This is a genomic window from Pseudomonas putida, assembly GCF_001976065.1.
GTDB classification, from domain to species: domain Bacteria; phylum Pseudomonadota; class Gammaproteobacteria; order Pseudomonadales; family Pseudomonadaceae; genus Aquipseudomonas; species Aquipseudomonas serbica.
Map to the genome: position 1 here is coordinate 124,199 of NZ_MNAH01000005.1, position 11,674 is coordinate 135,872.

Here is an 11,674-nt window from a genome sequence, read left to right on the forward strand (position 1 = left end):
AACCCAGTTCTTAACGCTTCTACACCAGGAGATATCCAATGAGCGTACTCGTAGGCAAACAAGCCCCTGACTTCACCGTACCGGCCGTACTCGGCAATGGCGAAATCGTGGACAGCTTCACCCTGTCGTCGGCCATCAAAGGCAAATACGGCCTGGTGTTCTTCTACCCGCTGGACTTCACCTTCGTTTGCCCGTCGGAGCTGATCGCTCTGGACAACCGCATGTCCGAGTTCAAGGCACGTAACGTTGAAGTGGTCGCTGTGTCGATCGACTCGCACTTCACCCACAACGCATGGCGCAACACCCCGGTAAACGATGGTGGTATCGGCGCAGTTCGTTACACCATGGCTGCCGACATCAAGCAGGAAATCATGAAGGCCTACGACGTTCAGTCCGCTGACGGCGTGGCGTTCCGTGGCGCATTCCTGATCGACGACAAAGGTGTTGTCCGCTCGCAGATCATCAACGACCTGCCGCTGGGCCGTAACATGGAAGAGCTGCTGCGTCTTGTCGACGCCCTGCAATTCCACGAAGAGCACGGTGAAGTTTGCCCTGCCAACTGGAAAAAAGGCGACAAAGGCATGAACGCTTCGCCAGAAGGCGTTGCTGCTTACCTGACCGAGCACGCTGCTGCGCTGTAAGGTACCAGATACAAAAAAACCGGCCTCAGGGCCGGTTTTTTTATGGGTGGGATATGTCTGGAACCCTGTGGGAGCAGGTGCGCACCCGGATCAGTCGCCGAAGTCTTCCCAGCCGCCCATCTGTTTCCAGCGATTGACGATGCCGCAGAACAGCTCGGCCGTCTTCTCGGTGTCGTAGCGAGCCGAGTGGGCCTCGCGACCGTCGAAGTCGATATCGGCGGCCTGGCAAGCCTTGGCCAGCACGGTTTGACCATAGGCCAGACCGGCGAGTGTCGCGGTATCGAAACTGGAGAATGGATGGAACGGGTTGCGTTTCATGTCCAGGCGCGCGACCGCGGCATTGAGGAAGCCCAGGTCGAAGCTGCTGTTGTGCCCAACCAGGATCGCCCGTTTGCAACCGTTGGCCTTGAGTGCCTTGCGCACGCCGCGGAAGATATCGTTCAGCGCTGCTTCTTCACTCACCGCCATGCGCAGCGGGTGATCGAGCTTGATCCCGGTGAACTCCAGGGCTGCCGCTTCGATGTTCGCACCTTCAAAGGGCTCGACCCGGAAGAAGTAGGTGTGATCCGGGTACACAAAACCCTTTTCATCCATCGCGATCGTCGTCGCGGCGATTTCCAGCAGGGCGTCGGTGGCCGAGTTGAAACCACCGGTTTCTACGTCGACGACAACCGGCAGGTAGCCACGGAACCGGGCGGCCATTGGATGACGGGAACCGCCGCCACCGCCTTGACCTTCCTGTTCGTCGTCGAAATGGTCTTCACTCACGCGTGTTCCTCCAGCAGGCGCCAGCGCAGTTTTTCACCGGCGCGCAGCGGGATAACGGTCAGCTCGCCAAATGGAAGGCTGGTCGGGGCGGTCCATTCTTCGCGGACCAGGGTAATACGATCGGTGTTTGCCGGCAGGCCATAGAAGCGCGGGCCGTTGAGGCTGGCGAAGGCTTCGAGCTTGTCCAGCGCGTTGCGCTGTTCGAAGGCTTCGGCGTACATCTCGATCGCCGCATAAGCGGTGTAGCAACCGGCACAGCCACAGGCAGCTTCCTTGGCGTGCTGGGCGTGGGGCGCCGAGTCGGTGCCGAGAAAGAATTTTTCGCTGCCGCTGGTGGCGGCGTCGAGCAAGGCTTCCTGGTGGGTATTGCGCTTGAGGATCGGCAGGCAGTAGAAGTGCGGCCGAATCCCGCCCACCAGCATGTGGTTGCGGTTGTACAGCAGGTGATGCGCGGTGATGGTCGCGCCAACGTTGGCCCCAGCCGAGTTGACGAACTGCACGGCGTCAGCGGTGGTGATGTGTTCGAACACCACCTTGAGGGTCGGGAAACGCTCGACTACACGACGCATGTGTTCATCGATGAAGATTTTTTCGCGGTCGAACACGTCGACATCGCCGCGGGTGACTTCACCGTGGATCAACAAGGGCATCCCGACTTCGGCCATGGCCTCCAGCGCAGGGAAGATCTTGTCGATGCTGGTGACGCCCGAGTCCGAGTTGGTGGTCGCCCCGGCCGGGTACAGCTTGGCGGCGTGCACGAAACCGCTGGCCTTGGCCTCGCGAATCTCTTCAGGCTGGGTGCGGTCGGTGAGGTAGAGGACCATCAGCGGCTCAAACGGGCTGCCGGCCGGACGGGCAGCGAGAATCCGCTGGCGATAGCCGTCGGCTTCAGCCGCATTGCGCACCGGTGGTACCAGGTTGGGCATGATGATGGCGCGACCAAAGGTGCGCGCGACATCCGCGACGGTATTGGTCAACACGGCACCATCGCGAAGATGAATGTGCCAGTCGTCGGGGCGCAGCAGGGTCAGGCGGTCGGACATGAGGGGATTCCAGGCGGGTCAAACTGAGGGGAATGCTACCGGAAAAGACTCTTGCAGGCACCCGCTATCAAGTTTTACGGGAAGCTTCCGATATCCAACAGGTATGCCGTAGACATCTGTGTGTCGGTCTTTTGTCGTAAGAAGCCAGTGGAGCCTCCCGTGCGCCAGCGTTATTTTGCCTTGCTCAGTGTGTTTGCCAGCCTTCCTGCGTTGGCGCTCACGTTCCAGACTCGCCTGGAGAGTATTGAGTGGACGGTCGAAGGCGATAAATTCGAGTGCCGTCTGAGTCAGCCGATCACCGATTTCGGCTCGGGTGAATTCGTGCGGCGCGCCGGGGAGCAGGCGACATTTCGCTTGAATGCCTACAACGCAATGATGGGCGGAGGTTCTGCGACCTTGCTGGCCGCCGCTGCGCCTTGGCAGCCGGGACGCGGTGATATCGACCTGGGTACGGTGAGAATCGGCAGCGGCAACATCCTGTTCAACAGTTCGCAGGCACAGGCCGGACGCTTGATCAGCGGCCTGATGGACGGGCGCAGTCCTGTGGTCCGGCACGCCTCGGGCGATGGCCGGGTATCGGAGGTGCGTTTGTTGCCGGTCAGGTTTACCAAGGCCTTTGCCGATTATCAGGGGTGCGTGGCCAAGTTGCTGCCGCAGAACTTCGATCAGGTCAAGCAATCGCAGATCGGCTTCCCAGGTGGCGGTATCGATCTGGATGCGGCCGCCAAGGCCAGGCTGCAGGTCATGCTGGAGTACATGAAAGCCGATCCGACGGTCAACCGCATCGAGCTTGACGGCCACTCCGACAACAGCGGCAACCGCCTGACCAACCGCGACCTGTCACGGCGTCGGGCGCTGGCGGTGATGGAGTTCTTCAAGGCCAACGGCATCCAGGAGTCGCAAATCACCCTGCGTTTCCATGGCGAGCGTTATCCCTTGGCACCCAATACCAGCAACGCCAACCGCGCGAAAAACCGTCGGGTAGCGATACGCCTGGAGCGGGGAACTCCTGCCGAGCAGGTGGCCCCTCAAGGGACGAAGCCGGCCACGTCGGCAACTTCCTGACCTTTTTGTCATCGTCGCGCTCTCGACATAATCTGTCGCTTCGTCGTCATAAGCTGTCGCGCCACTGTAAATTATCTTGTATGGGCGGTAGACTTGACGGCTTTCCGTAGAACCCCGTGGAGTGATGGCATGGCGGACGTAAACAAGGTCGTTCTGGCGTATTCCGGCGGCCTGGACACTTCGGTGATCCTCAAGTGGCTGCAGGATACTTATAACTGTGAAGTGGTGACCTTCACCGCTGACCTGGGTCAGGGCGAAGAGGTCGAACCTGCACGCGCCAAGGCTCAAGCCATGGGCGTGAAAGAGATCTACATCGACGACTTGCGCGAAGAGTTCGTGCGCGATTTCGTTTTCCCGATGTTCCGCGCCAACACCGTTTACGAAGGCGAGTACCTGCTGGGTACTTCCATCGCTCGTCCGTTGATCGCCAAACGCCTGATCGAAATCGCCAACGAAACCGGCGCCGATGCCATTTCCCACGGCGCCACCGGCAAGGGTAACGACCAGGTTCGTTTCGAACTGGGCGCCTACGCCTTGAAGCCAGGCGTAAAAGTGATCGCACCTTGGCGCGAATGGGACCTGCTGTCCCGTGAAAAGCTGATGGATTACGCTGAAAAGCACGCGATCCCGATCGAGCGTCACGGCAAGAAGAAATCCCCGTACTCGATGGATGCCAACCTGCTGCACATCTCCTATGAAGGCGGCGTGCTGGAAGACACCTGGACCGAGCACGAAGAAGACATGTGGCGCTGGACCGTCTCCCCGGAGAAGGCTCCCGACAAGCCGCAGTACCTGGAACTGACCTACCGCAACGGCGACATCGTGGCACTGGACGGCGTCGAAATGACCCCGGCCACCGTGCTGGCGACCCTGAACCGCATCGGTGGCGAGCATGGTATCGGCCGCCTGGACATCGTCGAGAACCGTTACGTGGGCATGAAGTCCCGTGGCTGCTACGAAACCCCTGGCGGCACCATCATGCTGCGTGCCCACCGTGCGATCGAATCGATCACCCTGGACCGCGAAGTGGCTCACCTCAAAGACGAGTTGATGCCAAAGTATGCCAGCCTGATCTACACCGGTTACTGGTGGAGCCCTGAGCGTCTGATGCTGCAACAGATGATCGACGCTTCCCAGGCCCACGTGAACGGCGTTGTTCGCCTGAAGCTGTACAAGGGCAACGTGATCGTCACCGGTCGCAAGTCCGACGAGTCGCTGTTCGACGCCAATATTGCCACTTTCGAAGAAGATGGCGGCGCGTACAACCAGGCCGACGCAGCGGGCTTCATCAAGCTCAACGCCTTGCGCATGCGCATCGCGGCGAACAAAGGTCGCAAGCTTTTCTGAGATCTTTGACGTAATGCAATGTGTGGCCCGGTCATCGACAGGGCCACACATTTGAAAGGGGGTGAGTTGCTAAATGCCCGCATCAGTGTCCTTTTCCGTTTTTGCTATTGCCCCTCTCGATTCCCTTCTGAATGATCGTCAATCGCAACGGACTGCCGTGCGTCGATTGGCAAGTGTTCGTCAATGACCGTCAAATCCTGCGAATTCAAATTGTAGGCAGCACAGAACGTCGTGCGGCAGTGTTTTCTCACGTGTTTTGAAGGGCGCGCTGCATCTTGCTTCAATCTTGAATCCGATTCGGTACAGGTGAGAAATACGACTGCACGTGCAGCTTTTCCCGGCTTGATCTGCAAACTCTCCAACACATGGCTGAATCCGGTCTGTCCTGTCATCTCGCGCGCATCAATTACATACAGGTCCTTCAACCGTTCAGGCAGACGCACATGATGGTGGAGTGCCGAAAGGGCAACCATTTCTGGCGGTGGGTCTTGTGCCTTGGACGGGCGACGAGTGTATCGGCCGTCAGTGACTGATGTCCTGCCGGCGGGCTTTCTGCTCTTCCTGTTCTCGGCTTGCTCGGCGCCGTCCATGGCTTTTATGAAATGCTTTCCCTTTTCAAAGTCGGACGGGGCATAGAGCGATCGATAGTTAAAGTTGAGTGTGGCGAAGAATAGCAACAGCAAATAAAAGGGAAAGCTGATCAGGAACCAGACGTAGACGTCCCTATCCTCGTCATCAAGAAAGGGCAGCGAAACGGCGGCTGATGTTTCAGACAAAGTTGCGAATATCGCGATCACTGTCATGGGGTTGCTTATTCTTTTTCTTATCTTGTTCATTTCAAGTCTCCTTGGCAGGTGCGTGTCTGCTTTTGATTTTGTGTATCTAGCGGATATTGAATATTCAGGATTAACATTTATTCAGTGTCGGGTGTGCGCTATCCTGTTTGTGTTTATCTTATAATCGATGATGTGATGATTTTTGCTGTAAGAACGAGTGGATAAGTTGTGTGTGATATTTCTTTAGTGCGCGTTGATATTGGATGATCCCGGCTGTCTTTGGAAATGCGGGCAGGTTTGATACATGTCTGATCGCTGTCTGGAAGTCAAATTCCCCTTATTTTTTTGTTGCAGGTCGAAACAAAAAAATAATCACAATCGGAAAGTCAAGTCTTCAAAAAAAGTTTTCTTTCCTCTGATTTATTGGATTTCTTGTAAGAAAATTCCTGAATTTTTGTAGGGAATGTCTCTCGGTGCGAGTGGTTGGGGGGAGCGACATGCCAGGGAGGAAACGACTAGGCTATTGTGCGGGCTCTAAAAATTCGAACAGCGAAATTGGACTTGCCCATGAATAAAGTGCTGATTGTGGATGATCACCCCGTCATTCGTCTTGCGGTACGAATGCTGATGGAGCGTCATGGCTACGAAGTCATTGCAGAAACAGATAATGGTGTGGACGCATTACAACTAGCCCGCGAATACCTGCCGGATATTGTCATCCTGGATATTGGAATACCGAAACTGGATGGGCTGGAAGTAATTGCACGACTGACATCGGCCGCGATGCCGATGAAAGTGCTGATATTGACTTCCCAGTCCCCTGGGCATTTTTCCATGCGCTGCATGCAGTCGGGAGCCGCCGGCTATGTCTGCAAACAACAGGACCTCACGGAGTTGCTCAGTGCAATAAAAGCGGTCTTGTCAGGCTACAGTTACTTTCCCAACCAGGCCTTGCATACAGTGCGTGCCAGTCTTGGTAACGCCAGTGAAGCCGACATGGTGGATCGTTTGTCAGGACGGGAAATGATGGTGTTGCAACAGTTGGCCCGGGGCAAGACCAATAAAGAGATTGCCGATGGAATGTTTCTCAGCAACAAGACCGTCAGTACCTACAAGACCCGATTGCTGTTGAAGCTCAATGCGCGCTCCCTGGTGGATCTGATCGAACTGGCCCAGCGTAACGGCCTGGCATGATGAGCCTGCGTCTGACGAAGTGCGCCAGGCGAGTACCTATCGCGGTTCGGCACTTGGTAAAAAGCCTCCGTTTCGGGAGGCTTTTAGGTTTTACAAGTCAAAATCGTAATCGGCCAATTGCTTTTGCAGTCGGCGCTCCTCCAGCAGATTGTCGATGGTCCGGCGCTTGCTCAGGTTGGTTTTCGCTACTTCAACCACCGGCTCGGCGTCATCAGCCTCTACGGGGGTGAAGTCGTCATCTACGTCCAATTGCTCTTTGCCAGTGCTCATTTAGTTACTCCAGGCGAAGAAGGCCTTTGGGGCTCCTTATATCGACAATCCTGCGATGGGTAAAAAAGATTTTTTCAATCGATAAATCGATAAACCCAATAGCGGCTCAATCGTCCGAGGTCTTGTGCTTGTATTCGCACAGGTCTTCGATCCGGCAACTGCCGCAGCGAGGCTTGCGGGCCAGGCAGACATAACGTCCATGAAGAATCAGCCAGTGATGGGAGTCGAGCAGGTACTCCTTGGGCACAAACTTCATCAATTTTTTCTCGACTTCCACCACATTTTTGCCCGGCGCGATGCCGGTGCGGTTACTGACTCGAAAAATGTGGGTGTCCACGGCCATCGTCAACTGGCGGAATGCAGTATTGAGCACAACGTTGGCGGTCTTGCGACCAACGCCAGGCAAGGCTTCCAGTTCTTCGCGGGTCTGCGGCACTTCACCGGCATGACGCTCAACCAGCAGGCGGCAGGTCTCGATCACGTTTTTTGCCTTGCTGTTGTACAGGCCGATGGTCTTGATGTATTCCGACAATCCTTCAACCCCCAAGGCATGCATCGCCGCGGGGGTATTGGCGACCGGAAACAGTTTTGCCGTGGCCTTGTTCACGCCGACATCGGTGGATTGCGCGGAAAGAATCACCGCAATCAGCAATTCAAAGGGTGAGGAGTAGGCCAGTTCGGTCTTCGGTTCCGGATTGTCTTCATGCAGCCTGCGGAAAATTTCCAGACGTTTTGCAGCATTCATGGGCGATGCGTTTCCTCGAAGGCAGTCAGTGTGAGCGTGTGGTGCGGTGCCAGGCTTGCCAGGCGGCGATCAGCAATCCCAGCAGTATGAAGCCGCCAGGGGCCAGCGTGGCCAGTCGCATGCCACCGTCAGCGGACAGCACCCAGCCTTGCCAGTCCGCGTGCGTGACAGCAGCCAGCCACGGTAGATGATTGCCGAGTGTCCCGTAACCGATGATTTCGCGCAGCAGACCCAAAGCCACCATCATTGCGCCGAACAGGCCACACAGGCGCCAGCGCTCTCGCCAAGGGCTCTGGAAGAAATCGGAGCGCTCCAGCACGACGCATTGCAAGGCGATCAAGCCGGCATAGATCCCGGCATGCTGGTGCCATTGCAGCGACCAGGCCTGCGCGCCAATTTCTGCACAACTGGTCAACGTGGCGGCAAGCAGTACGCTGGCCGGCAAATGGGCCGCCGGGAGCAGGCGCGAGCGCAAGGCGTTCATGCCCAGGCCGAAGGCACTGGTCACGACAATGAACATCAGCCACAGCCCCAGGGCATTCACCAGTGAGTCGGTGGCGCCAATCAACGGTGCGAGCATCAAGGTGTTCTGCAACTGCAACGGGTTACTCATCGGAAGGGCCCCCAAGCAGTGAGTGCCGGTGCTCATCGAAATAGCGCAAGGCGTCGTGGGTGGCGTTGATCACCGCTCTTGAGGTGATCGTCGCCCCCGCGATCTGGTCGAAATGTCCCTGGTCCTTTTTCAAGGCCCAACCATTGTCACCCGGATCGGTTCGGGACTTGCCGGAAAATGCACCAAGCCAGGCATTGGGCCAGTCGGCGATGCGTGCGCCGAGCCCCGGGGTTTCCGTTTGCTTGAGGGTTTTGACCCCCAGCAGTCTGCCGTCGAGATCGATAGCGATCAATAAGTCGATGGTGCCGGCGTAACCCAAGGCCTGGCTACGTAACAGCACGGCACAGGCTCGGCCGGCGTTGGTCGCGCGGTAACCCGCCAGCAGCGTGCTGTTGCCCAGCGCGGTGTTTTCGAGCGTGAGCGGTTGGTCCAGCGGTTGGTTGTCGTAGCTGCCGGGCGGTAGCAGGTCCAGCAGGTAACGACTGTCGATCAGGCGCTGCTCAGCCGCTATTCGTGGCGCGCTGCCGTGCTGTGCGAGATAGGTCAGGCCTGCCCCCAGGGCTGCCAGTAAGACGAGGATGGCGGCGCTCGACGCTCGGCTCATGGTGCGATCCGCTCCTGCCTGGCCGCGACGAGCCGCTCCAGCGCCGGTACGCTGAGGTTCATCAACAGCACGGCAAAGGCCACGCCGTCCGGGTAGCCGCCCCAGGTGCGAATCAGATAGGTCAGCACCCCGACGCCCGCACCAAACAGCAATCGCGCCCCGGGGCTTTTGGCGCCGGATACCGGTTCCGTGACGATGAAGAATGCGCCCAGCATGCTGGCGCCGCTGAGCAGGTGAAACAGCGGCGAACCATGGGAGTCCGAGCCCGAACCGTTCCAGCACAACAGGCTGATGACGAACAGGCTGGCGAGCATGCCCACTGGCGCATGCCAGCTGAACACGCGGCGTTGCAGCAAAAACGCGCCGCCGGCGAGAAAGGCCAGGTTGACCCATTCCACGCCGCTGCCGCCGAAACGACCAAAGGCCGGATTCGCCGAAAACAGTTCGTCCATGGTCAGGCTCTTGTTTATTCGCAGGCTGTCCAGTGCCGTGGCCCGGACCCAGGCGTCCGGGCTTTGGTCGAAACCGAACACTTGCTGCACACCACCCCACAGGTCCATGCCGTGGGAGGCGGGCCAGTGGGTCATCTGTTGTGGAAACGTCACCATCACCAAGGCAAAACCGAGCATAGCCGGGTTGAACGGGTTGCTGCCGACCCCGCCATACAGGTGCTTGCCGAACAACATGGCGCACGCGGCAGCACTGACCGTCAGCCACCAGGGGCAATAGGGTGGCAAGGCCAGGGCCAGTAGCGTTGCACTGACCAGGGCGCTGCCGTCGCTCAAGGTTGGCTTGAGCGCACGCTTGCGCAATCGCAGCACTGCCGCTTCAGCGGCCAACGCACTGAGGCCTGCCAGGATCAGGTTGAGCAACACTCCCCAACCGTAGAACCAGAACAGCGCCAGCAGCCCTGGCAGCGTCGCCAGCAGAACCAGTTTCATCGCCTGTTGCAGGCGCTCGTCGACCGGCTCAAGGGGCGGCATGGGCATCCACCTGGCGTTCGGCTTCGCTCAGGGCTCGCTCCAGGGCTTCGATCTGCTCGGCGGGTGCTGCGCTGGCTTGGGCTTTTTTCAGTTCGGCGCGGCGCATGGCCAGCTGGATTTTTGCGCGTTTCAGTTCGGCGTCCTGCACCGGGGCCGCGACGGGTGGCGGGGGCGGTGGCGCAACGCGTTCCAGGTGGGCCAAGGCTTGCTCGGCGGCTTCGAACTGCTGTTGCAGGACGATCAACTGCGATTGCTGTTCGAAGGTCGGCGGATGGCCGAAGGCCTTGAGGGACTTGTTCAACTGCGCCCGGCTCATCGCCAGGTCGATCTTGGCTTTTTTCAGCGCCGCATCGGCATTCGCGGCCTTCTGCGCGCGGACACGCTCCAGGGCTGCCTGTACCGGATCGAGCGCTGTGTCCGCCTGTGCCTGTGTGCTGGGTTGGGCAGCCCGTTGCGCACGGGCCTCTCGCTCGGCGTTTTTTTGTTGTTCTTCACGCTGCAAGCGGGCGTTGCGCTGCTCGAAACGGCGCCGCGAATGATTGCGTTTTGCCGCGCGGGCCCGTTGCTCTTCCAGGCTGAAGGCCAGGCCACCGACAATCGGCAATACGGTGTTCAAGGGCAGCGGATGCATTTCGATGCAGTCCACCGGGCAAGGCGCCACGCAAAGGTCGCACCCGGTGCATTCATCGATGATGACCGTGTGCATCAACTTGGCCGCGCCGACGATGGCGTCCACCGGGCAGGCCTGAATGCATTTCGTGCAACCAATGCATTCGGCCTCACGGATATAGGCAATCTGCGCCGGGGCCGAACCGCGACTGACGTCCAGTTCCAGCACTGGCACGTGCAACAGTTCGGCCAGCGCGTTGATGGTTTCACTGCCGCCGGGCGGGCACTTGTTGATCGGCTCGCCGCTGGCGATGCCTGCGGCGTACGGCTTGCATCCGGGATGGCCGCATTTGCCGCACTGGGTCTGCGGCAAGAGGGCGTCGATGCGTTGAATCAGACTCATGTTTTGATCAGTCCGCTGAATCCGAGAAAGGCCACTGCGATCAAGCCGGCACCGATCAGGTCGATCGGCAAGCCGCGAAAGGGCATGGGCACATCGTTATCGAGTGTGCGCTGGCGAAGGTCGTTGAACAGGCTCAGTACCAGCCAGAAGCCCAGCCCGGCGCCGAAGCTCAAGGCTGTGGCGTGAAAAAAACCCTTGTCCTCCCGGGCATTGAGTAATGCAACGCCAAGTACCCCGGCATTGCACAGCAGCAGCGGCCACAGGTGTTCGAAGGACAGTGTTGAAAACACCCGTGCAAGCAGCTGCAACAACGGGCCGATCAGCAGCGCACTCAATGGCAGGAACACGAACAGGTGCAGCGCCGTCAACTCCAGCGGCACCAGCAGCCAGTGATAGAGCGCATAGCCGAGCACCCCTGTGATCAGCATCAGGCAGGTCGTCGCGATGCCCAGGGCATGGACCTGGCGACGTTCGCTGGACAACAGCGGATCGACACCCAGCGGCCAGTGCAACACGAGGTTGTTGAGCAGGGCGGTGCTGATAAGCGTAAGCAAGGTTTCGGTCATGATCGTGCCGGCAGGAACGGGGCTTTTTTACCGCAGCGGTCTAAAAA

The 11,674-nt window shown here is 58.6% G+C and carries 14 protein-coding genes; 4 read left to right on the forward strand and 10 right to left on the reverse strand.

Translation table 11 applies throughout. The annotated features are described in order from the left end of the window. Nucleotides 1-38: 38 nt before the first annotated feature. Nucleotides 39-641 carry a peroxiredoxin gene (locus tag BKX96_RS19105; protein ID WP_008057532.1) on the forward strand — a complete coding sequence of 201 codons (603 nt, stop codon included), beginning with the start codon at nucleotides 39-41 and terminating at the stop codon, nucleotides 639-641. 90 nt (nucleotides 642-731) lie between these two features. Here BKX96_RS19105 and rnt read toward each other — a convergent pair whose 3' ends face one another. Continuing rightward, entirely contained in the window at nucleotides 732-1,409 is a 678-nt protein-coding gene (gene rnt / locus BKX96_RS19110; protein WP_008057533.1) for a ribonuclease T, read from the reverse strand. Further along, nucleotides 1,406-2,452 (reverse strand): dihydroorotase, encoded by a 1,047-nt coding sequence (gene pyrC, locus BKX96_RS19115; protein WP_046819029.1) that lies wholly within the window; start codon nucleotides 2,450-2,452, stop codon nucleotides 1,406-1,408. Before pyrC ends, rnt begins: the two co-directional genes overlap by 4 nt. Nucleotides 2,453-2,611: 159 nt before the next feature. On the opposite strand from pyrC, the gene BKX96_RS19120 reads away from it, so the two are divergent. Then, nucleotides 2,612-3,517: a flagellar protein MotY gene (locus BKX96_RS19120; protein WP_046819030.1), complete on the forward strand. Its 906-nt coding sequence runs from the start codon at nucleotides 2,612-2,614 to the stop codon at nucleotides 3,515-3,517. A gap of 129 nt (nucleotides 3,518-3,646) precedes the next feature. Beyond that, a complete protein-coding gene (locus BKX96_RS19125; protein ID WP_020799894.1) occupies nucleotides 3,647-4,864 on the forward strand; it encodes an argininosuccinate synthase in 1,218 nt (405 codons plus the stop codon). Between the two features lie 104 nt (nucleotides 4,865-4,968). On the opposite strand, the gene BKX96_RS19130 is transcribed toward BKX96_RS19125, so the two are convergent. Next, nucleotides 4,969-5,700: a hypothetical protein gene (locus tag BKX96_RS19130; protein WP_046819031.1), complete on the reverse strand. Its 732-nt coding sequence runs from the start codon at nucleotides 5,698-5,700 to the stop codon at nucleotides 4,969-4,971. A 507-nt stretch (nucleotides 5,701-6,207) separates the two neighbouring features. On the opposite strand from BKX96_RS19130, the gene BKX96_RS19135 reads away from it, so the two are divergent. Beyond that, nucleotides 6,208-6,834, forward strand: a complete 627-nt coding sequence (locus BKX96_RS19135) for a response regulator transcription factor (RefSeq protein ID WP_046819032.1) — start codon at nucleotides 6,208-6,210, stop codon at nucleotides 6,832-6,834. A gap of 90 nt (nucleotides 6,835-6,924) precedes the next feature. Here the strand turns inward: BKX96_RS19135 and BKX96_RS19140 are convergent, their stop codons facing one another. The 7 genes from BKX96_RS19140 to BKX96_RS19170 form a co-directional block, all read right to left on the reverse strand. Continuing rightward, nucleotides 6,925-7,104 (reverse strand): PA3496 family putative envelope integrity protein, encoded by a 180-nt coding sequence (locus BKX96_RS19140; RefSeq protein ID WP_046819033.1) that lies wholly within the window; start codon nucleotides 7,102-7,104, stop codon nucleotides 6,925-6,927. Between the two features lie 106 nt (nucleotides 7,105-7,210). Beyond that, nucleotides 7,211-7,849, reverse strand: coding sequence for an endonuclease III (gene nth, locus BKX96_RS19145; RefSeq protein WP_046819034.1), 639 nt, complete (start codon nucleotides 7,847-7,849; stop codon nucleotides 7,211-7,213). 25 nt (nucleotides 7,850-7,874) lie between these two features. After that, nucleotides 7,875-8,462 (reverse strand): Rnf-Nqr domain containing protein, encoded by a 588-nt coding sequence (locus BKX96_RS19150; protein WP_046819035.1) that lies wholly within the window; start codon nucleotides 8,460-8,462, stop codon nucleotides 7,875-7,877. Then, nucleotides 8,455-9,066: an RnfABCDGE type electron transport complex subunit G gene (locus tag BKX96_RS19155; RefSeq protein ID WP_077185212.1), complete on the reverse strand. Its 612-nt coding sequence runs from the start codon at nucleotides 9,064-9,066 to the stop codon at nucleotides 8,455-8,457. Before BKX96_RS19155 ends, BKX96_RS19150 begins: the two co-directional genes overlap by 8 nt. Further along, nucleotides 9,063-10,049, reverse strand: coding sequence for an RnfABCDGE type electron transport complex subunit D (locus BKX96_RS19160; RefSeq protein ID WP_046819037.1), 987 nt, complete (start codon nucleotides 10,047-10,049; stop codon nucleotides 9,063-9,065). Before BKX96_RS19160 ends, BKX96_RS19155 begins: the two co-directional genes overlap by 4 nt. Continuing rightward, the gene (gene rsxB, locus BKX96_RS19165) at nucleotides 10,036-11,061 is read right to left on the reverse strand and encodes an electron transport complex subunit RsxB (RefSeq protein ID WP_077185213.1); all 1,026 of its coding nucleotides are present in this window, start codon (nucleotides 11,059-11,061) and stop codon (nucleotides 10,036-10,038) included. The genes BKX96_RS19160 and rsxB overlap by 14 nt, the downstream gene beginning before the upstream one ends. After that, entirely contained in the window at nucleotides 11,058-11,627 is a 570-nt protein-coding gene (locus BKX96_RS19170; protein ID WP_077185214.1) for an electron transport complex protein RnfA, read from the reverse strand. The genes rsxB and BKX96_RS19170 overlap by 4 nt, the downstream gene beginning before the upstream one ends. Between the last annotated feature and the right edge of the window lie 47 nt (nucleotides 11,628-11,674).

Bases quoted from the DNA above. Each gene is read 5' to 3' on its own strand.
- BKX96_RS19105 (WP_008057532.1), top strand. From the start codon at position 39: ATGAGCGTACTCGTAGGCAAACAAGCCCCTGACTTCACCGTACCGGCC.
- pyrC (WP_046819029.1), bottom strand. From the start codon at position 2,452: ATGTCCGACCGCCTGACCCTGCTGCGCCCCGACGACTGGCACATTCAT.
- BKX96_RS19125 (WP_020799894.1), top strand. From the start codon at position 3,647: ATGGCGGACGTAAACAAGGTCGTTCTGGCGTATTCCGGCGGCCTGGAC.
- BKX96_RS19130 (WP_046819031.1), bottom strand. From the start codon at position 5,700: ATGAACAAGATAAGAAAAAGAATAAGCAACCCCATGACAGTGATCGCG.
- BKX96_RS19135 (WP_046819032.1), top strand. From the start codon at position 6,208: ATGAATAAAGTGCTGATTGTGGATGATCACCCCGTCATTCGTCTTGCG.
- BKX96_RS19140 (WP_046819033.1), bottom strand. From the start codon at position 7,104: ATGAGCACTGGCAAAGAGCAATTGGACGTAGATGACGACTTCACCCCC.
- nth (WP_046819034.1), bottom strand. From the start codon at position 7,849: ATGAATGCTGCAAAACGTCTGGAAATTTTCCGCAGGCTGCATGAAGAC.
- BKX96_RS19150 (WP_046819035.1), bottom strand. From the start codon at position 8,462: ATGAGTAACCCGTTGCAGTTGCAGAACACCTTGATGCTCGCACCGTTG.
- BKX96_RS19155 (WP_077185212.1), bottom strand. From the start codon at position 9,066: ATGAGCCGAGCGTCGAGCGCCGCCATCCTCGTCTTACTGGCAGCCCTG.
- BKX96_RS19160 (WP_046819037.1), bottom strand. From the start codon at position 10,049: ATGCCGCCCCTTGAGCCGGTCGACGAGCGCCTGCAACAGGCGATGAAA.
- rsxB (WP_077185213.1), bottom strand. From the start codon at position 11,061: ATGAGTCTGATTCAACGCATCGACGCCCTCTTGCCGCAGACCCAGTGC.
- BKX96_RS19170 (WP_077185214.1), bottom strand. From the start codon at position 11,627: ATGACCGAAACCTTGCTTACGCTTATCAGCACCGCCCTGCTCAACAAC.